This is a genomic window from Pseudocitrobacter sp. CD920760 (assembly GCF_057782505.1).
Genome location: NZ_CM173490.1, coordinates 3,307,536 through 3,326,434 on the forward strand (window position 1 = coordinate 3,307,536; position 18,899 = coordinate 3,326,434).

General features: G+C 56.9%; 24 protein-coding genes and 1 tRNA gene. 1 reads left to right on the forward strand and 24 read right to left on the reverse strand.

Annotated features, from left to right (window positions below; all coding sequences use genetic code 11):
* Positions 1–2: 2 nt before the first annotated feature.
* Both AC1MKH_RS15575 and AC1MKH_RS15580 read right to left on the reverse strand, forming a co-directional pair.
* Complete coding sequence (locus tag AC1MKH_RS15575) at positions 3–1,427, reverse strand: EmmdR/YeeO family multidrug/toxin efflux MATE transporter (RefSeq protein WP_276220413.1); 1,425 nt, start codon at positions 1,425–1,427, stop codon at positions 3–5.
* Between the two features lie 94 nt (positions 1,428–1,521).
* Complete coding sequence (locus AC1MKH_RS15580; protein WP_223145796.1) at positions 1,522–1,614, reverse strand: DUF5951 family protein; 93 nt, start codon at positions 1,612–1,614, stop codon at positions 1,522–1,524.
* Positions 1,615–1,620: 6 nt separating this feature from the next.
* Here AC1MKH_RS15580 and AC1MKH_RS15585 point away from each other — a divergent pair.
* A tRNA-Asn gene (locus AC1MKH_RS15585) sits at positions 1,621–1,696 on the forward strand.
* Positions 1,697–1,761: 65 nt separating this feature from the next.
* Here the strand turns inward: AC1MKH_RS15585 and AC1MKH_RS15590 are convergent.
* The 22 genes from AC1MKH_RS15590 to AC1MKH_RS15695 all read right to left on the reverse strand — a co-directional run bounded on the left by AC1MKH_RS15590 (position 1,762) and on the right by AC1MKH_RS15695 (position 18,895).
* Positions 1,762–2,532 (reverse strand): riboflavin synthase subunit alpha, encoded by a 771-nt coding sequence (locus AC1MKH_RS15590; RefSeq protein WP_276220414.1) that lies wholly within the window; start codon positions 2,530–2,532, stop codon positions 1,762–1,764.
* Between the two features lie 38 nt (positions 2,533–2,570).
* Positions 2,571–3,374 carry a TRAP transporter substrate-binding protein DctP gene (gene dctP, locus AC1MKH_RS15595; RefSeq protein ID WP_276220415.1) on the reverse strand — a complete coding sequence of 268 codons (804 nt, stop codon included), beginning with the start codon at positions 3,372–3,374 and terminating at the stop codon, positions 2,571–2,573.
* 15 nt (positions 3,375–3,389) lie between these two features.
* Positions 3,390–3,614 carry a hypothetical protein gene (locus AC1MKH_RS15600; RefSeq protein ID WP_276220416.1) on the reverse strand — a complete coding sequence of 75 codons (225 nt, stop codon included), beginning with the start codon at positions 3,612–3,614 and terminating at the stop codon, positions 3,390–3,392.
* 65 nt (positions 3,615–3,679) lie between these two features.
* A complete protein-coding gene (gene ldtA, locus AC1MKH_RS15605) occupies positions 3,680–4,612 on the reverse strand; it encodes a L,D-transpeptidase (RefSeq protein ID WP_276220417.1) in 933 nt (310 codons plus the stop codon).
* A 142-nt stretch (positions 4,613–4,754) separates the two neighbouring features.
* On the reverse strand, positions 4,755–5,810 hold the full coding sequence (gene cobT, locus AC1MKH_RS15610) for a nicotinate-nucleotide--dimethylbenzimidazole phosphoribosyltransferase (RefSeq protein ID WP_276220418.1): 1,056 nt from the start codon (positions 5,808–5,810) through the stop codon (positions 4,755–4,757).
* Between the two features lie 30 nt (positions 5,811–5,840).
* Positions 5,841–6,581, reverse strand: coding sequence for an adenosylcobinamide-GDP ribazoletransferase (gene cobS / locus AC1MKH_RS15615; protein ID WP_276220419.1), 741 nt, complete (start codon positions 6,579–6,581; stop codon positions 5,841–5,843).
* Complete coding sequence (gene cobU, locus AC1MKH_RS15620; protein ID WP_276220531.1) at positions 6,578–7,123, reverse strand: bifunctional adenosylcobinamide kinase/adenosylcobinamide-phosphate guanylyltransferase; 546 nt, start codon at positions 7,121–7,123, stop codon at positions 6,578–6,580. Before cobU ends, cobS begins: the two co-directional genes overlap by 4 nt.
* Positions 7,117–8,643, reverse strand: a complete 1,527-nt coding sequence (locus AC1MKH_RS15625) for a cobyric acid synthase (RefSeq protein ID WP_276220532.1) — start codon at positions 8,641–8,643, stop codon at positions 7,117–7,119. The genes cobU and AC1MKH_RS15625 overlap by 7 nt, the downstream gene beginning before the upstream one ends.
* Positions 8,643–9,455, reverse strand: coding sequence for an energy-coupling factor ABC transporter ATP-binding protein (locus tag AC1MKH_RS15630; RefSeq protein ID WP_276220420.1), 813 nt, complete (start codon positions 9,453–9,455; stop codon positions 8,643–8,645). Before AC1MKH_RS15630 ends, AC1MKH_RS15625 begins: the two co-directional genes overlap by 1 nt.
* Before the next feature lie 8 nt (positions 9,456–9,463).
* A complete protein-coding gene (locus AC1MKH_RS15635; protein WP_276220533.1) occupies positions 9,464–10,141 on the reverse strand; it encodes an energy-coupling factor ABC transporter transmembrane protein in 678 nt (225 codons plus the stop codon).
* Entirely contained in the window at positions 10,128–10,409 is a 282-nt protein-coding gene (locus AC1MKH_RS15640; protein WP_015963893.1) for an energy-coupling factor ABC transporter substrate-binding protein, read from the reverse strand. The genes AC1MKH_RS15635 and AC1MKH_RS15640 overlap by 14 nt, the downstream gene beginning before the upstream one ends.
* Positions 10,410–11,147, reverse strand: coding sequence for a cobalt ECF transporter S component CbiM (gene cbiM, locus AC1MKH_RS15645; RefSeq protein ID WP_189622863.1), 738 nt, complete (start codon positions 11,145–11,147; stop codon positions 10,410–10,412).
* Positions 11,144–11,857: a cobalt-factor II C(20)-methyltransferase gene (locus AC1MKH_RS15650; protein WP_276220421.1), complete on the reverse strand. Its 714-nt coding sequence runs from the start codon at positions 11,855–11,857 to the stop codon at positions 11,144–11,146. The genes cbiM and AC1MKH_RS15650 overlap by 4 nt, the downstream gene beginning before the upstream one ends.
* Positions 11,854–12,648 (reverse strand): sirohydrochlorin cobaltochelatase, encoded by a 795-nt coding sequence (cbiK, locus tag AC1MKH_RS15655; protein WP_276220422.1) that lies wholly within the window; start codon positions 12,646–12,648, stop codon positions 11,854–11,856. Before cbiK ends, AC1MKH_RS15650 begins: the two co-directional genes overlap by 4 nt.
* On the reverse strand, positions 12,645–13,445 hold the full coding sequence (locus AC1MKH_RS15660; protein WP_276220423.1) for a cobalt-precorrin-6A reductase: 801 nt from the start codon (positions 13,443–13,445) through the stop codon (positions 12,645–12,647). Before AC1MKH_RS15660 ends, cbiK begins: the two co-directional genes overlap by 4 nt.
* On the reverse strand, positions 13,442–14,167 hold the full coding sequence (locus tag AC1MKH_RS15665) for a precorrin-3B C(17)-methyltransferase (RefSeq protein WP_276220424.1): 726 nt from the start codon (positions 14,165–14,167) through the stop codon (positions 13,442–13,444). Before AC1MKH_RS15665 ends, AC1MKH_RS15660 begins: the two co-directional genes overlap by 4 nt.
* Positions 14,167–15,222, reverse strand: a complete 1,056-nt coding sequence (gene cbiG, locus AC1MKH_RS15670; protein WP_276220425.1) for a cobalt-precorrin 5A hydrolase — start codon at positions 15,220–15,222, stop codon at positions 14,167–14,169. Before cbiG ends, AC1MKH_RS15665 begins: the two co-directional genes overlap by 1 nt.
* Positions 15,203–15,976 carry a cobalt-precorrin-4 methyltransferase gene (locus tag AC1MKH_RS15675; RefSeq protein ID WP_276220426.1) on the reverse strand — a complete coding sequence of 258 codons (774 nt, stop codon included), beginning with the start codon at positions 15,974–15,976 and terminating at the stop codon, positions 15,203–15,205. Before AC1MKH_RS15675 ends, cbiG begins: the two co-directional genes overlap by 20 nt.
* On the reverse strand, positions 15,969–16,538 hold the full coding sequence (locus AC1MKH_RS15680) for a decarboxylating cobalt-precorrin-6B (C(15))-methyltransferase (protein WP_276220427.1): 570 nt from the start codon (positions 16,536–16,538) through the stop codon (positions 15,969–15,971). Before AC1MKH_RS15680 ends, AC1MKH_RS15675 begins: the two co-directional genes overlap by 8 nt.
* The gene (locus tag AC1MKH_RS15685) at positions 16,528–17,133 is read right to left on the reverse strand and encodes a cobalt-precorrin-7 (C(5))-methyltransferase (RefSeq protein WP_276220428.1); all 606 of its coding nucleotides are present in this window, start codon (positions 17,131–17,133) and stop codon (positions 16,528–16,530) included. The genes AC1MKH_RS15680 and AC1MKH_RS15685 overlap by 11 nt, the downstream gene beginning before the upstream one ends.
* The gene (gene cbiD / locus AC1MKH_RS15690) at positions 17,127–18,266 is read right to left on the reverse strand and encodes a cobalt-precorrin-5B (C(1))-methyltransferase CbiD (protein WP_276220429.1); all 1,140 of its coding nucleotides are present in this window, start codon (positions 18,264–18,266) and stop codon (positions 17,127–17,129) included. The genes AC1MKH_RS15685 and cbiD overlap by 7 nt, the downstream gene beginning before the upstream one ends.
* Positions 18,263–18,895, reverse strand: coding sequence for a cobalt-precorrin-8 methylmutase (locus AC1MKH_RS15695; RefSeq protein WP_276220430.1), 633 nt, complete (start codon positions 18,893–18,895; stop codon positions 18,263–18,265). Before AC1MKH_RS15695 ends, cbiD begins: the two co-directional genes overlap by 4 nt.
* Positions 18,896–18,899: the final 4 nt, after the last annotated feature.

Genomic DNA, 18,899 nt, shown 5'->3' on the forward strand with positions numbered 1-18,899 from the left:
GCTTACTCCGTCTTCACGCGCGGGTATTTCCACAACCAGCGGCCACTGACCAGTCGCCAGTAGAACAGCGCACCACGGACTGCCCAGTCGAGGAACATCCCTAACCACACACCGACGACGCCCATACCGAGCACAATACCCAGCGTATAGCCTGCCACCACGCGACAGCCCCACATCCCCAGCATCGATACCCACATCGCAAAGCGCACATCACGCGCGCCTTTAAAGCCAGAGGGCAGCACCCAGGAAGCAGCCCAGATCGGCATAAATGCCGCGTTCAACCACAGCAGCACTTTCACCACTTCTTTTACATCCTGCTCCTGGGTATAGAACGACGCGAACAGCCCCGCAAATGGCGCGGTCCCCCAGGCAATTGCCGTCAGTACGATGGTCGACATCCAGAAGACATGGCACAGCTGGCGTTCCGCCTGACCAATCTGCCCGGTACCCAAACGTTTACCCGTGATGATGGTCGAGGCGGAACCCAGGGCGTTACCTGGCAAGTTAATCAGCGCCGCAACCGAAAAGGCAATAAAGTTCCCCGCGATAACGTTGGTCCCCATCCCGGCAACAAACATCTGGGTGAGTAATTTCCCGCCGTTAAACAGCACCGACTCAATGCTCGCCGGAATACCAATTCCCATCACTTCCCAGATAATGGCGAAATTCAGCGGCTTCAGATAGCTTTTCAGCGGAATGCGTAGCGCCGGGTTAAAGCCTATCATCAGCACCCAGATAATCGCTGCCGCGCCGATATAGCGCGAAATGGTTAACCCCAGCCCCGCACCCGCAAAACCCATCCCCTGCCAGGAGAACGCCCCGTAAATCAGGATGCTACTGATGATAATGTTGAGGATGTTCATTCCGCCGTTAATCATCAGCGGGATTTTCGTGTTCCCTGCGCCACGCAGCGCGCCGCTACCAATCAACGCAATCGCCGCCGCGGGATAACTCAGCACCGTCAGTTCAAGGTAGGTTAAGGCCAGCCCTTTTACTTCCGGCGTCGCTTCACCCGCGACAATATTAATAATTTCACTGCCGAAATAGTGGATGACCGCTGCCAGCACAATGGCAAACAAGGTCATAATGACCAGCGACTGTCGCGCAGCCGCCCTCGCCCTTCGCCTGTCACGTTTACCCAGGCTAAAGGCCACCACCACCGTTGTCCCGAGATCGATAGCCGCAAAAAAAGCCATGATCACCATATTGAAACTGTCGGCAAGCCCGACGCCCGCCATCGCTTCTTTTCCCAGCCAGCTCACCAGGAAGGTACTCAATACCCCCATCAGCAGGACGCAGGTATTCTCCAGAAAAATAGGTACAGCAAGGGGGGTGATTTCACGCCAGAAGAGGACTCGATAGCTTTTGCGTTTTTTATACCAGGGCGTGCGTGCGACGGCCTGACGGAGCGCGGTGGTGACGTTCAAAGTGGACCTTAGTGAGAAAGTTGAAACTCCATTTCAAATGATGAGGGAGAAACCCGAATCCTGCAAAACATTTTTCCTTAATATTTGTCGGTAATTACAACAAATTGTTGACGGAATCGGCAATCAGCATGAACAGCCAGAATTGGTGTTTGACAAAATTTTTTTCGCCGCTAATATGTGCCTCCACAACGATTCCTCTGTAGTTCAGTCGGTAGAACGGCGGACTGTTAATCCGTATGTCACTGGTTCGAGTCCAGTCAGAGGAGCCAAATTCGAGAAGCCCGCTTTTTAGCGGGCTTTTTGCTTTTCTCAGCATAAACGAACTTCAGAAGCGCTAACGCGGCATGTCACCAATCGCGTTTGCACTCTCCTGGTTCTGACGGGATGTATCCTCTGCCGTCTCTGGCAAGGCCAAAGCCTTCAACACGGATGAGGTAAGGTCAATCTGCCTCTCAGCAAGTAATGTTTCAAAAGCTGGGTATAGCGCCCCTAAATGTTTCTCAAGAGTATCCTTAATCGTATCGACGACGACCTGAGTTCCCCGCTCAATCTCGATGTTGACCCAATCCCCGATGCCTTTATCTGCAAAAGTTGTCACACGACGAGTCTCAGGGATCAACCAAACCTCAAAATATCCCTGTTTTTTATCAACTTCCGACAGCGTCAAACTACAACCATTAATCGCTATATATCCTTTTGGGAATATATAAGGGCGCCATTTCGCCTTGCAATGAAACCTCACCCGGCAATTACCTTCAATTTCTTTGATATCGATGATTTGTGTACAAAAATCAATATGGCCTGACAGAGGATGCCCGCCGATCTCAGCACCGTCTCTGGCTGCACGCTCAACATTGACAATCTGCCCTTCCAGATGTCGACTCAATGTAGTGATTCTTAGACTTTGCAAAACGACATCAAATTTAGTCTTTGTGGGGCTAACAATTTCCGTGACGGTAAGACATACACCATCAACCGAAACACTCGCCCCAACTTTCAGCCCATGACAAAAACCGGCTGGAAACTCAATGACAAATGTTCGAAGCCCCTCATGATCGTTTATGTTACAAATACGCGCCGTATCCTGAACAATGCCTGTGAACATATATTCACCTCATTACTGGCTAACAAATTGAAAGATGTTCAACGATACGTCTGCAAAATGTGACTTACTTTTTCCAGCGTATCTTTCATATATACCACGCCCTTCGTTTCCTGATCTTTAACCCATGCCAATTGAACCTGTGGGTATTGGGTCTTATCTTCCCAGGCAAGCACTTCCTGTGGCTTCAGAATACGTACGCTTGCGCCGCTGTGCTTCAGATCGGCAATCTGCTTATCGAAACTGCGGTCCATCACGCTACCCAGTTGCATATAAGCGTCGTTAGCGGCACGCTGGATTGCCGTGCGATCGTCTTCTGATAACGCCGCCCACCTGGCTTGATTAATAACCAGCAGATAGACATGCCCAAGCCAGAGCTCTTTAGACACCAGCACATGTGGCGCGTAGCGTTGTGCGTTAAGGTCGTAACCGCTATCGATATTAAGCATCAGTCCATCAATACTGCCGCTTTGCAACGCCTTATATGTCGCGTCACCCCATGGCATCGTCACTGCGTTAGCGTCTGTATTTTTTAAGAATGCCTGATGCCAGAAACTCGCTGAACGCCAGGTTTGGCCTTTCATATCTGTAAGGTTATTTATTGGCTTGCTGCTGAAGAAAGCGAGCGGATAACCGGTCGCAATAAAAACGGGGCTTACATTAGCCCGGCTAAGTTCGTCGGAAAAAGCGGGAATGCGCGAAAATACTTCGCGGAAAAATGCAACCTGCTGTGCGCCTGATGGGCCAACAGGGAAGCTTTTAAACAGCTGATGTAACGGCAATGCTGATGGGGCGTATTCAGGAACCACGACGGCTATATCGGCTTTTTTACCCTCCCCGGCCATGGCTAAAGCATCGTATCAGTTACTGAGCTCACTGCCCCAATGCGCCTCAATGTTAATGCGCCCATGAGACTCTTTATTAATGGCGGCAAAAAAGACATCGTTAATAAAGCGAGTACGCATGTTACCCAAAGGTTCATGGTCGCTGTAAATCAGCGTTTGTGCGGCACTAAGTGGGCTGGAAAATAAAAAAGCCGTAAAAAGAATGATGGGTAACTTCCAGCGGTATTGAACGAATGACATTTGATTCACAGCTCCCTGTGGATTATTTCCGCACGGTATAGCACGTGCGGAAATATCCCCCTGCACTAAAAGTGCGAGTTTTCTGCGGAACTGATATTCACCGGCATGCCCGAACGGCGCTGCATTTCGCTTTGCGCCCGGTTAGCATCAACCCCTTCCCCGCGCACGAAAGCCTGCATGGCTGGCGTGACCGGGAGCGGTACTTTTTTATTCGATTCATATTCTGAGCGGTTACGGGATAACGGCTCGTGAACTTCCAGCCAGCGGCTACCGTCTGGCTCGGTGGTGTATTTAACCGGGCGGTCGATAATTTGCACCCGTGTCCCCACCGGCACCGTATCAAACAAATATTTGATATCGTCATTACGCAGGCGAATGCAGCCCTGGCTTACGCGCAGGCCAATACCAAAATTCGCATTGGTGCCGTGGATGGCATACAGCCTGCCAATATATATAGCGTACAGCCCCATCGGGTTTTCTGGCCCGGCAGGCACCATCGCGGGCAGGGTTTTGCCCTCTTTGGCATATTCACGGCGCGTATTGGCTGTCGGCACCCAGGTCGGCCCCTCCTGCTTACGTTCCACTTTCGTTACCCAGTTGCGCGGCGTTTCGCGTCCTGCCTGGCCGATACCAATCGGCAAAACTTCAACGCTGCTCCCGTCCGGTGGGTAGTAATACAGACGCATCTCCGCGACGTTAATCACGATACCTTCTCGCGGCGTATCAGGCAGGATGAGCTGCTGCGGGATGGTCAGCGTCGTACCGCGCGCGGGAAGATAAACATCCACGCCAGGGTTGGCCTCCAGCATATTGCTCAGCCCCTGCCCATAGCGGGCGGCGAAGGCTTCCAGCGGGAAGTTACTGTCGAGAGGGACAATGATTTTTAACGGGCTACCGACCAGTCGGCTTCCTTCCGGGGGCAGCGGGTAGGTCACCGCCAAAACGCTCTGGCTGGCAAGCAGCAACAAAGCGGAGCATAACAGTTTGACACGACACATAATTTCCCTTCCTCAGCCGTGAAAGATAATTGTTAATTATAGCTTTTTTATCCACCTCCCGCTGATAAAGGCAGTGATTAACGAGGGAAATTTTATTTAGGCTAAGCGAAACCGCTCCAGAGCGGAGCGGTGAGGGGAAAAATTACTTCTCTGGCAGGACGATATTGCTTTCGGCTAACGTGCCCATGTTGTTATAGATAGCGCAGGCGGATTCCACGATATGCATCGCCATTGCCGCCCCACTTCCTTCACCCAGACGCATCTGCATATTGAGATACGGCTCAAGCTGCAATGCTTCCAGCGCGATACGTGCGCCCTTCTCCGCCGACAGATGCGAGGGGATCAGATACGGTTTGACCGCCGGGGCGATTCGACACGCAGCCAGCGCCGAGGCGTAAGAGAGGAAGCCGTCCAGTACCACCGGCAGGCCACAGGATGCCGCACCCAGCATCACGCCCGTCATGCCGACTAAATCAAAACCGCCCACTTTTGCCAGCACATCAACGCCATCGGCAGCATTGGGCTGATTAACAGCTATCGCGCGTCGCACCACGTCCACTTTATTCGCCAGCTGTGCCTGTGGCAGGTTCGCGCCAATACCTACGGATTCCTGCGGATCGGCGCCCGTTAACACACTGACAATCGCCGCGGCGGGCGTGGTATTCGCCATGCCCAGCTCGCCAACGCCGAACAACGTCACGCCCTGCTGGGCCAGATTTTGCGTATAGCGGATGGTTTCCAACAGCAATTCCTGCGCCTGTTGATGGCGCATTGCCGGGCCACGCGCGATGTTACCGCTGCCGCGCGCCACTTTCATGTTCACCACATCAGGGATAGGATCGGCGTCAATCCCGACATCAATCACATGCACTTTCACGCCCGCCTGCGCCGCCAGCACGCAAACGCCGGTGTTGTGACGAGTCATATTGGCGGTCTGAATGGCGGTGACCACCTGCGGCGAAATCGCCACGCCTTCATGCCAGACACCATGATCGGCGCACATCACCAGAATCGCTTTTTGTGCTACCTGCGGCTTGCCTTTTAGCCCCGGCATGCCCGCCAGCTGTATCGCCAGCGCTTCCAGACGTCCCAGGCTTCCCGGCGGTTTAAGCAATCCGTCGATATGATGTTGCGCCTGCGCCATCGCGGCGCTATCTAACGCCGGAATGGCGGCGAGCTGCGTAGAAAGTGTTTGCATCTTTTTCCCCGATGTTCCGTTAAGGCTGGTTTAAATTAACGCCAGCAGAAAGATAAGTTCGCCCAGTTCAATGCTTGCGCCCATGGTGTCACCCGTCTGGCCCCCCAGGGTACGTTTCAGCAACTGGCCAAGAATAAACACGGCGATGAACGTCACCAGTAGTGCGCGTAGCCCATGGGCCCCCAGCAGCGTCACCACCAGCACGGCGGCCAACGCAAGGGTAATCACCGCCTGGCGGAAGGTGACTTTGCCAATAAAGAGATTGCCCAGCCCCTCTTCACGCGCGTAGCGGTGGCGATACATCAGCAACACCACACAGCCGCGGCCGGCGATACAGGCACAAGCCAGCGCCGCCAGCATCGGCGTATCCCGCAGCGCCACTTCGTTCACCGCCAGCACTTTGCCAAGCAGAACAAAAATGAGCGCCAATCCGCCGTGCGTGCCCAGGCGACTGTCGCGCATGATTTCCAGCATTTTTTCGCGACGACGCGCAGAGAAGACGCCATCACAGGTATCGGCCAGGCCATCCAGATGGAATCCACCGGTCAACAGCGCCAGCGCCAGCACCGCGAAAAATGCCGCCAGCGGCACGCCGCACCAGGGCTGTAACAGCATAAAGACCAGCCCGCTTAATACCCCAAGCAGCAAACCGACAAGGGGAAACGTGACGATGCCACGGACATATTGATCGATATCCAGTCCCTGCGACCAGCGCTGAGGCACCGGCAAACGGCTCATAAACGACAGCGTGGCAAAGAAGATCCTGCTCATTTTATTTTGACTCCAATTCCTGACACCACCAGCCAGACGTCGTCCGCCGCCTGCGCCAGTTTTTGATTCACTCGCCCGGCAATGTCGCGAAAATGGCGCGCCAGACGGTTCTCCGGCACGATCCCCATTCCCACTTCATTGGTTACCAGCACCACCAATGATGGGCAATGCTGGCAGGCTATAATAAGCTTCTCAATTTCCAGGTCCACCGCCCTTTCCAGCGCCGCGAAATCCCAGTTATCGACATCGCCTTCCCCGCCGTTGGCAAACAGCACGTTGGTCACAAGCGTCGTCACGCACTCCAGCAAAATCGCTTCTTCGGGATCGTTTGTCGGGGCGATCACCGCGTCTAAATCCTGCCAGCGTTCGGCGGTCCGCCAGTGCGCCGGACGACTATCGCGGTGATGCTGAATGCGCGCGTCCATTTCCGCATCGGTAATTTGCGAGGTGGCGATGTAAAGCACGTGCGGGTATTCGCGCAGCAGTGATTCCGCGTGACGGCTTTTACCGCTGCGCGCGCCACCGGTGACCAGTATCATGATTGCGGCTCCTGATAGTCGTGCATAATCTGATAAATCTTCTCAATATTAATATGTTCACGCATCGCGTTGGCGAGGATATCAAACTGCTGCGCTTTGTAATCGGCATAGCTCACCGTGACGTCCAGCGCGGAAAGCCCTTTGCGCTGACGCAGGGCGTTAACGATGCCGCGCGTGAAAGCGTCGCTGTCAAATAAACCGTGCAGATAGGTGCCGAATACCATCCCATCGTCGCTGACCGCGCCGTCGGCAAGCGTAGAGCCGTCCGGGCGATGCAGTTCCAGCGCCGCGCGGCAGTGCGCGTGGCGGGTGGTGGTCCCCATATGAATTTCATACCCGGAGATATCCATCCCTGAGACATTTGCCAGCCAGCCGGGAAGCGCAGTTTGCAGGCGCGCGCGCGTTTGCTCGGTAGTTTTCTCCGGCGCAAACAGCGTGTCGGTCGCCAGCAGTCCCAGACCCGGTAGTACGCCGAGCCTGGATTCAATCTCATCGGTAATAGTTTCGCCAAGCATCTGATAGCCGCCGCAAATGCCCATCACCGGCGTGCCTTCGCGATGCCGTGCCAGCAGCGCCTGCGCAAGCCCGCTTTGCCGCAACCAGTTAAGATCGCCAAGCGTATTTTTGCTGCCCGGTAGAATGATGAGGTCAGCATCGGCCAGTTCCTCCGGCGTGCGCACATAACGCACCCGCACATCCGGCTGCGCCGCCAGCGCATTGAGATCGGTGAAGTTGGATAAGTGCGGAAGTTGCGCCACCGCGATAGTTACCGGGCGATCGCCAATATGGCGGTAAAGCCCTCGCTGCATGGCGACGCTGTCTTCCTCTTCAAGGTCAACATCCAGCCACGGCATTACGCCGAGCACCGGTACGCCGGTAAGGTCTTCAATCTGTTTGACGCCAGGCATCAGCAGCGATACATCGCCGCGAAACTTATTGATGATCACCCCTTTTACCCGCGCGCGCTCATGCTCAAGCAGCAGCGCCAGCGTGCCGTAAATAGAGGCAAAAACGCCGCCCCGGTCGATGTCAGCCACCAGAATTACCGGGCACTGTGCCAGTTCGGCCATACCCATATTGACGATATCGCGATCGCGCAGATTAATTTCTGCCGGGCTCCCCGCGCCCTCCAGTACCAGCGCGTCGTACTCCTGCCCAAGGCTGGTATACACCTCAAGAATTTGCTGACGCAGGCGCGGCTTATAGTCGTGATAGCTGACAGCGTCCATATCGGTCATGACTTTGCCCATCAACACCACCTGCGCCTTGCGGTCGCTGGTCGGTTTGAGCAGTACCGGATTCATGCGCACATCCGGGGTAATACCGGCGGCTTCCGCCTGAAAAATCTGCGCCCGTCCCATCTCTTTGCCATCCGGCGTGATGCCGGAATTAAGGGCCATATTCTGCGATTTAAACGGCGCGGTCTTCAGCCCGTCCTGATGAAAAATACGGCACAACCCCGCCACCAGCACACTTTTGCCGACGTCGGACGCGGTACCCTGAATCATAATTGCCTGCGTCATCATGTTTGTCCCTGACTGTTGTTGCGCATACGGCTGAAAAATTCATCTTCGGTTTTACACAGCGGCAGGCCGAGTTGGGCATGCAGCTTTACCAGCCAGGGCTGCGTCAACCCGGCTTTCGCCATCACATCCGCGCGTGAAAAAACGTCGCCCGGCACGCCCTCGGCCAGCACTTCACCACGGTGCATGACATACACCGCATCGCTCACTTCATAAATCAGGTCAATATCGTGGCTGGAGATCACCACGTGATTTCCCTGGCCAACAATGCGCCTGATGATGTCAATCATCTGCGTACGCCCTGACGGATCAAGCCCCGCCGTCGGTTCATCGAGCAACAGATAGCGCGCCTTCAGCACCAGCGCGCCGGCAATCGCCACGCGCTTTTTCTGTCCATGGCTCAGACACTGAATCGGCTGATGACGAAAATGTTGTGCATCCACCAGCGTTAGCGCGTCCTCGACGCGGCGGGCGATTTCCGCCTCATCTACGCCCAGGTTGCGCAGCGCGAAGGCAATATCGCTGTCGATGTCGGTGTAGAAGATTTGCTGGTCCGGGTCCTGAAAGACAGTGGTGACCTGCTGGCGAAGCGCCAGCAGGCCGCGTTTGCTGTATTCCAGCGGTTTACCCTGCCACAGTACCGCGCCCTGTTGCGGGCGCAATATCCCGCTTAAATTCATAAACAGCGTCGATTTCCCGCAGCCGTTGGCCCCGACCAGCCCGGTAACGGCCTGAGCAGAGAAATCAAGATTCAGGCCGCTCAACACGGGAGAATCCTGATAGCGAAAACAGAGATTGGTGGTCGCGAGCATCCGGGCCCCTAAAGGTGAAAATCACCCTGATAAAGTTTGATATCCAGCGTCGTCGCCATCTGTTGATAACGCATCAGCACCCTCGTGAACAGCAACCCAACCAGCATCGCCAGCGAGCGATAGCCTTTCGGCAGACTACGATACCCAAAACGCAGCGTCTGTGCGCGATGAATGGCCAGTGCTTCATCTAACAGGATAAAAATGAAGCGCCAGGTCAGCAGAATTTGTTCGGTGATTAAGCGCGGCACGCGCGCGCGCTGTAGCAACACGATAAGCTGATCGAACGGCAGATTAAGCACCAACCAGAACGTCGCCGACAACGCGCACAGGCTGCGCCAGAATGTGTCGTTGGCGGTGATAAGCCCTGAAGGCGTCATGCCCAGCCAGTAATCGCCAATGGAAATGCCCCACCACAGGCTTTGCGGGTCGCGACCGATACTGAACAAAATCGTCAGCACGCCCACCAGCAAAAACCCCAGCGGCAGCGCCATCCAGCGGCACCAGCGCCACAGGGAAATGCGTGCCACAAAGCAGGTCAGCGCGGCGGTAAACAGCAGCGTCATCACGCGCCCGAGAACGGGCAGCGTAAATGCCAGCACCATCAGCAGCAGCCAGAGCAGAAATTTCCACTCCGGCGCGATATGTCGCCAGCGGCTCTGATAACTGATGCGGTCAAGCCCGGTCATCACGACGCTGGCGTCCTTTGGTGTAGCCAAGAATATAGAAAATCACCGCCGCGCCAATGGAGCCTTGCAGCGTGAACAATAAACTTTCAATCTCACCGCTGGCGGGCTCATACAGCGGCTGGAACCAAGGTTGATAGTCAGGCGCGACTACCTGAATCTGGTTTTCCGCTTCACCGTCCGACCCGCCATATTCGCCGCCGTGATTAATGAAAAACGGCAGGATCACCAGCGCAATTACCATCGCCAACAGAATCAACGTCTTTTTCATTTAATGCCCCTGTACGGAAATCAACTGTCGTTTGGTGAGCTGATCGTAAATCAGCACCGTTAATAACCCTTCAGCAATAGCAATCGGGATCTGCGTCAGGCAGAAGATCCCCATAAATTTGACGATGGATCCTGTCGCGCCCGTTTCAGGGTCCGGGAACGCAACGCCCAGCTGTACTGAAGTGACGAAATAGGTCACCAGATCCGCCAGCATGGCGCACAAAAACACGCACACATCGCGACGCAGCCCGGCGCGGCAGGCCATTTTCCACACCAGATACCCAACCACCGGGCCAATGACCGCCATCGACATGCCGTTGGCGCCCAGCGTGGTTAACCCGCCGTGCGCCAGCAACAGCGCCTGGAACAATAGAACAATGGCGCCCAAAATCGCCACCACGCCGGGGCCAAACAGAATCACTGCCAGACCTACCCCGGTGGGGTGCGAACAGCTTCCGGTGACCGACGGAATTTTCAGTGCGGAGAGCACGAAGATAAACGCCCCACACAGCGCCAGCAGCACCTTCTGATGATTATCTTCCGCCACGATGCGGCGCAGGCGCACTAAGCCGTACCACAGGCACGGCAGAAACAGCAGCCACCAGGCCAGCGCCCACATCGGCGGTAAAAAACCTTCCATAATGTGCATGGCGAATGCCTGCTCGGGCACCACCATCAGCAGCAGCGCCGCGGCCAGGCCGCTCAGGGAAAGCTGTTTGAGCTGTTTTTCCAGCATCATTGTGCGGTCCTCCACTGTTTATTGACCAGAATGGTTGAGAAGTACGGCAACGGCTGGTCATCACTGACGTCAGCCAGGTTGTGCCAGCACTGTTCGCCGGGAAGCGTGGCTTCTGCCATCATCAACGCGCACTCCAGCAGCTCCGCCTGCGCCAGTAGCGCCTTAATACGGGCGAAGCGACCATACACTTTCATCAGTACCAGGCTGTCGTGCTGCGCCAGCGCCTGAGCAATCTCCGCTTCCGGCGCGGTACATGCGATCACCGCCATCGACTGCTGCTCCATTGCCAGCGGCGTTTTACTGCGGGCGGCGATGGCGGCAAACGAGGTCACGCCAGGCACAATCTCCAGCCAGTCTGGATTGCCAATACGGGCCAGCAGAAAGACCCAGGTGCTGAACAGCATCGCGTCGCCCAGCGTGATAAATCCGACCTGTTTACCGGCTTCCACTTCCTGCACCAGCGCGGCGGCAACATCGTTCCAGACAGCTTCTTTTTCCGCACTGTCGGCGCTCATCGGGAAGTGGCAGCAGCGAATTTCCGTCTGCTCGCCGAGATACTCCCGCACAATAGAGAGCGCTAAACTGTCGCCGCCTTTGCGTCCGGCGGGTGCATAGAGAATATCGAGTGAGCCCAGCGTGCGGGCGGCGCGTACGGTAATCAGGTCAGATGCCCCCGGCCCGGTGCTCAACGCATATAATTTCCCCGTCATGCGGCTTCTCCCAGGGTTTCGTTAAGTGCCTGATGCAGATGCTTCACAAACATCGCCCGCACCTCCGGGTTTTCACCCAGCCCACACAACCACGGTGTGGCGGGGATCCCGGCGGCGTTAAATAAGGTTTTCCAGGAGTCTTCTTCATCAGAAGCCATGTCGTTAATCGCATGATCGCCCGCGACCAGCATCAGCGGCATCAGGTGAACCGCACTCACGCCTTCGCGTTGCATGCTGGCAATCAGACCGTCCACTTCCGGGTAACTCTCAACCGCGCCGACGCGCGCAGGAAATTGCTGCGCGGTCATCATATGGTCGAGACAGGCATAGGCGGCAAAGGCATGGTGGCTGGCACCGTGGCCCATAAAGACGACTTTCTCTTTCGCGGTGAGCGCGGGCATTTGCAGGCGTAACGCTGACATCAGCTCAACGTAGTCATCGTGAGTGCTCAGCAAAGGCGCGCCCAGCGTCAGGCGGGAAAATAGCGGGCGCAGAGATTGCACTTCGCTGGCAATCTTTTCGTACTCATCACCGTTGATAATATGCAGCGATTGAATCGCCACATCCTGATATCCCTGCTCTGCCAGTTTTTGCAACGCCTGTAACGGGGTGTCAATTTCGATGCCGTCGCGCTGTTTCAGCTTGCGGATAATCATCCCGGAAGTGAAGGCGCGAAACAGGTCGCGATCCGGGCAACTGGCGGCGAGCTCACGCTCGCAGGCTACGATATTTTTCTCGCAGGTTTCGGGATAGCTGGTGCCGAAGCTGACGACCAGAAGGGCTTTTTTCATCGATTCTCTCCTTCCGCCGTCGCCAGCCAGCGTACAATACGCCGCTGCACATCGGCGCGGTTTTCCAGTAGTTCCTCCCCCGACACCAGCGGTGCCGGGCGCGTAATCACGATGCAGGGAATGCCCGCATCCAGACAGGGCTGTACTTTTTCCTGATAACCGCCCTCAGCGCCTGAGGATTTGGTAATCACCACATCGGCGTGGCACTGGCGGTAAAAAGCGGCGTTAAACTCCGCACTGAACGGGCCGCAGAGAGCGAAAATCTCGCCCACACCGAAACCCAGTTCGACACACTGGTTTATCACTTCAGGCACCGGTAATACGCGGGCCAGCAGCGTTTTCTCCGGCAGGCCTGCGCGCCACAGCGCTAAATCTTTACTGCCGGTGGTGAGCACTACGCGCTCGCCAAAACGCTTCGCCACGTCGCACGCCTGGCGGATATCTGGCACAAAATGAAGCAACGGATGGGTGAGATCGCGGAGCTGTTCCGGGCGCTGATAGCGGCTCAGCACTACGCCCGCCGCTTCGCAGGCGCGCAGTACGTTACGGCTCACGACTTCGGCGTAAGGATGCGACGCGTCGATCACCCAGCGCGTGTTGTTTTCCTTTAACCACGTCACCATCTGCGCCAGCTCCAGCCGCCCGCAACGTACCTGGCCGCGAATATCGCCCGCCAGTTGCTGCCCGGTTGGCGTAGCAACGGAAAGGGTGTAATGCACATTCGCGGCATCCAGCAGCAGGCAGATCATCCGCGCATCGCTGGTGCCGCCAATGACCAACACATCGCCGAAACTCACAGCACATACCCTCGCGGCGTGATCATCAGGCCATCCTGCACATAGGTGGTTTTATTGCCGACAATCACCAGGCTTGTCATATCCACCGGCGTGAAATCCATCTCGCCAAGCGTGGTCACCCATTTTTCCTCTTTCTTACGCCCCGCCGATTTCACTACCCCCACCGGCGTGTCGGCACTTTTACTGCCCGCCAGCAGCTCAAACGCACGCGCCAGATGCCCTTCGCGGCCCCGGCTGCGCGGGTTATAGAAGCAGATAACAAAGTCAGCCTCTCCGGCGGCGATAATGCGTTTTTCAATGACCGGCCACGGTGTCAGCAGGTCGCTCAGGCTGATGTGGCAGAAGTCATGCATCAGCGGCGCACCAAGCAATGATGCCGCCGCAATACTGGCGGTCATGCCGGGAATCAGGCGCACTTCCACATCACATTTCTGTTTGCTGACCAGCTCCAGCACCAGCCCCGCCATGCCGTAAATACCGGCATCGCCGCTGCTGATAAGCGCCACTTTGTGCCCCGCTTGCGCCAGGTCAATAGCTGTCTGGCAACGCTCAATCTCTTTGCACATCCCGGTTTTGATCACCTGCTTTTCACCGGTAAAGGCTTTCACCAGGTGGGTGTAGGTTTTGTAGCCGACGATGATTTCTGCGGCCTGCAAGGCTTCCACCGCTTCCATGGTCATCATTGCCTGCGATCCAGGGCCAATTCCAATAACGGTTAACATCAGTGTGCTACTCCCAAAGTGATGGTGACGCCCTGTTCACGCAGGGTCTCTCCTGAGATATTTCCCTCGCTCAGCAACCAGGCCGACGGGCCAGAGACGCTGCCGACGCCCACCGTCTGGCGGACAAAATCAGAGGAGGTAAATCGGTGTTCGTGTTCGCGCAACGCCTCAGCGCTGAAGGTGTAAAACGGCACGCGGTATGCGGTAGCCAGCGCATTGAGCGCCGGTTCCTCTTTTTTCAGTGAGATGCTGCCAATCGCCTTTAGCGCCAGCGGGTCAACACCGTACGCCGCCATCTGGCGGGCGAATAACGTTGCCAGCAGCGCCGAATCGGTATCGCGACGACAGCCAATGCCCGCTACGATCCGCTGCGGTACCAGCTTCCAGTGCGCAATGGCGATGTCGGGAAGCTCGCGTGCCAGCGTAATGCAAACCACCCCGTCCAGCGGCGGTAGCGACTGCAACGACGCCACGGGGATAAACCCGCGCACATCACACTGATTAAGCGCCTCGCGAAATTCCGGCTCGCACCACAACCCCACGCGTTTTCCACTAACCAGCATCTGATTAACCGTTTTTACCGCCGCGCGAAAATCCTTCATGCGCGCATTCAGCGCAACGGCCAGCGTGTCGAGTGCAGCCAACTCGTTAACATCGGTTGCAGTGGTAATGACCGGGTCAGCCCCCAGCAAACCCGCCAGCTTACGCGTCAGCGCGTTCGCCCCACCCATGTGACCGGAGAGCAGGCTGATCGCGTGCTGACCGCGCTCATCAATGACGACCACTGCCGGATCGCTGAACTTATCTGCGATCGCCGGGGCCAGCACGCGCACGGCAATGCCGGTCGCGCCGATAAAAATCAGTGCGGAATCGCGCGCAAACGCCGTACGCGCCGCGTGGGCAAAACCGCCGTCAAAGGGCAAAAAACCCGGTTCCAGCAATTCGTCGCGGGTAAAGCAGGTCATCGGCAACAGGGCCGACAGCCGTTTCGCCAGTTCAACACCGCCGGGCGTCAGGCAAAACAGCGCGATGGATTCAGGCTTTGCGGTATTCATGGCTGAATTCCGCGTCATAGAGTTTTGAGTAGTGATACTCCTCGCCCAGGAACGCGCCCACGAGGATGAGCGCCGTTTTGCGTATATCCGCTTCGCGCACTTTGTCCGCAATATCCGCCAGCGTACCGCGCACGGTCTGGCTTTCCGGCCAGGTTGCTTTGTAAATCACCGCAACCGGGGTGCTGGCAGGATAGCCGCCCTCAATCAGGCGCTCGGCGACGCGATGGATGCGCTGAACGGAGAGATAAATCGCCATTGAGGTCTGATGCTGAGCAAAAGATTCGAGCTGTTCGCGTGCGGGTACCGGGGTACGGCCTTCCAGGCGCGTGATAATCAGGCTTTGCGAGACTTCCGGTACCGTATATTCGACGCCGAGTTCCGCCGCCGCGCCAAGAAATGCGCTGACGCCCGGGACAACCTGCCAGGCGATACCACGGCGGGTGAGTTCTTCGCCCTGTTCGCGCACCGAACCATACAGCGAGACATCGCCCGTTTGCAGGCGCACCACGGTTTTGCCCGCTTTTATGCCCGCTTCCATCACATCGAGAATTTGCGCGAGATGCAGTTCCGCGCTGTCGTAGTACTCCGCTTCCAGTGGGCAGTACTCCAGCAGTTCGGTGTTAATCAATGACCCGGCGTAAATCACCACCTGCGCCTGCTGTAACAGACGATAGCCTTTGAGGGTAATCAGTTCCCGGTCACCAGGGCCTGCGCCGACAAACCAGACGCAACGGGGATCGAATGTTTCAGACATGCGCTTCTTCCTTCTGACAGGCGATGACATAGACGGGGTTGTTGGCTTTGAAATAGTGGCCGCTGCCGAGCGGACTCAGGGCCGAAACCTGAATCTGTTGGCAATCAAGCGGAGCAATGCCGCGCTGTTGCAGATGTGCCAGCGCGCTATTGAGGTTTTCCTGCAAAATAAAGGTCATCACCAGACGCCCTGCGGGATGCAGCTGTTCAAGCGCCCAGTCAATCAGCAACGCCAGGTTCCCGCCGCTGCCGCCGATAAAAATAGCGTCGGCTTTTTCGTCCACCACCACAGGCGCATCGGCCTGAATGCGCACAATATTTTCGCAAGCAAAATGGCGGCAGTTTTGCGCCATCAGTGCCAGCGCCGCCGGGTTGCGCTCGATAGCGGTCACCTTTAACGCCGGAAAGTGCAACGCGGCTTCAATGGAGACGCTACCGGTGCCCGCCCCCACATCAATAAAATGGCGCGCGTGATGTAAATCCAGTTTCGATAAGGCCAGCGCACGCACGGCCTCTTTGGTCATTGGCACCTTCTCGCCGCGCAGAAACAGTTCATCTTTCATCGAGGATCACCACCGTGTTCATGCCGTAGTCGGCATTGACCTCACTGACGCGCAGCCAGTGGATCTGTTCATTTTCCATCGCCAGATGTTCCCCAATCACCATCCAGCGGTGCCCTTTTCCTCTTGCCGTAAGCTGTTGCGCGATGTCGCGCGGGCCACAGCGGCTATCGGTCACCATCGCCACTTTGCGGTGTCGGGCCAGTTCATCAAACGACACATCGCGCCCGTGGCTACTGGTGAGCCACATCTCATTCATGTCTACTCCTGCGCGGGCGCACAGGTATTGCACCGCGCTGATCCCCGGCACGATGCGCACGTTTTCGCGGCCAAAGTAGGCCACCATTCGCGTGCCGATGCCGTAAAAAAGCGGGTCGCCGGAAGCCAGCACCACGATATTTTTATGCCGATGCGCGGTTATCCACGCCAGCAACTGAGGGATATCGGCATCAAGCAGACGCTGCTCGCCCTTAAACGCAGGAAACTGCGCCAGATGGCGTTTGGCCCCGACCAGCACCTGCGCCTGTGCGATAGCCTCGCTTGCCAGCGGGGTGATAAGCGTTAACCCGGCAGGCCCCATCCCCACGACCGTTAACATTGCAGCGCCTCCACGATCTCTTCGACCGGGCGATTGCTCCCCAGCACCTGGTTGTCAAAGGCAAACATGATGGCGTCGCATACGGGCGGCGTTTTGGTAAAGCGCAGTTTTTGCTGCACGCGAAGACAAATACGTTCGGCAAGATGGTTGTAGATGCGCTGATAACCAAAGGCGTCGATGTGCTCCATCGCCGCCTCGGTGGTATCGCAATCGCTCACCTGCGTCAGCAGATCCAGCGGCGCGCCAAGCAGCGCCAGATGCGCCACCAGCGTTTCCATCCGCGCATCGGCAATATGGCTATGGGTATGGAAAATCCCGGCGGCAATTTTGATCAGTTTTCCAGGGTGACCAATCAGCACAATGTGCCGGAACCCAAGGCGCACGGCCTCATCCAGCATATAGCCGACAAAGTTGCTCATGGTGACCACCACGTCGCTATCGATGCCGAGTTGCTCGCGGACAAAACGTTCACCATGATTGCCCGGCACCAGTACCACGCGGGTGAGGCCCGCAGCGCGCTTGATTTCCAGTTCCAGCGACAGGGAGCGTTTCCAGCTCTCCTCCGACATGGGCGTGACGATACCGGTCGTGCCAAGAATCGAGATCCCGCCCAGAATACCGAGCCGGGCGTTGTAGGTTTTCTGCGCCCGCGCTTCGCCTTCCGGGGCAAAAATCTCGACCTCTGCGCCGCGCGCCGGGCCAATCGCCTCGCGAACGGCAGCTTCGATGGTCTGACGCGGGGTGCGGTTAATCGCCGCGCTGCCGAGCGGCAGGCCCACGCCTTTGCGAGTCACGGTGCCCACGCCTTCCCCGCCGCGTAAGACAATTTCGCCGCTGTCGTTGAGCGTCACGCGGGCAAAAATCAACATGCCGTGCGTGGCGTCAACATCATCGCCGCCGTCTTTACGGATTGCCGCCACAGCCTGTTGCCCTTCAATTTGCGGCAATTCAACGTTCAGATTGAGCGTCACGCCAGAGGGCGTCACGATCGAGACCTGATGAATAATGTGCTGACGCAGCACCATCAGCGCCGCCACTTTCGCGGCGGCAGTGGCGCAGGAACCGGTGGTGTAGCCTTTGCGCAGCGGTTTACCGTTGTGCCAGACCGGGGCGTCAAACGCGGCGTCGCTCATTTTGCATCCCGCAAGTGGTAGAGAATGGCGTTCACAATCGCCGCCGCCACGTTACTGCCGCCCTTACGCCCCAGCGCGGCAATGGCGGGCAGTGCACTATGAGTCAGCGCGTCTTTGGATTCCGCGGCACCGACAAAACCAACCGGTACGCCAACCACACCGCTGACCGGCACGTTCAGCTCCAGCAGGCGGAACAGCGCGGTCGGCGCGTTGCCGAAGACAAAGACTTTCTCACCCTCTTCGCGCACGGCGATATCCACGGCGGCCATCGAACGCGTCATGCCCTGCGCTTTGGCTTCGCGCACCACGCGCGGGTCGCTGATGTAGCAGCGGCATTCGCCGCCAAAGCTTGCCAGCAGCGGTTTGTTAATCCCCGATAGCGCCATGGTGGTGTCGGTGTAGAGCGTGCAAGGGCGACTCAGGGCTGCCGTCAGACGCGCCAGCGCATCCGGAGAAAACCACAGAATATCCAGCCACTCGAAATCAGCAGTGGTATGAATGACGCGCTTGACGATGGCTTCGTGTAGCGGACTGGCAAACTGACAATCGGGCCGCGTTTCGCGAATAATCTCGCCGATAATGTCAAAGCTTTTAGCCTCAATGGCCTGCGGCTGGCGAATGTAATCCATGTGC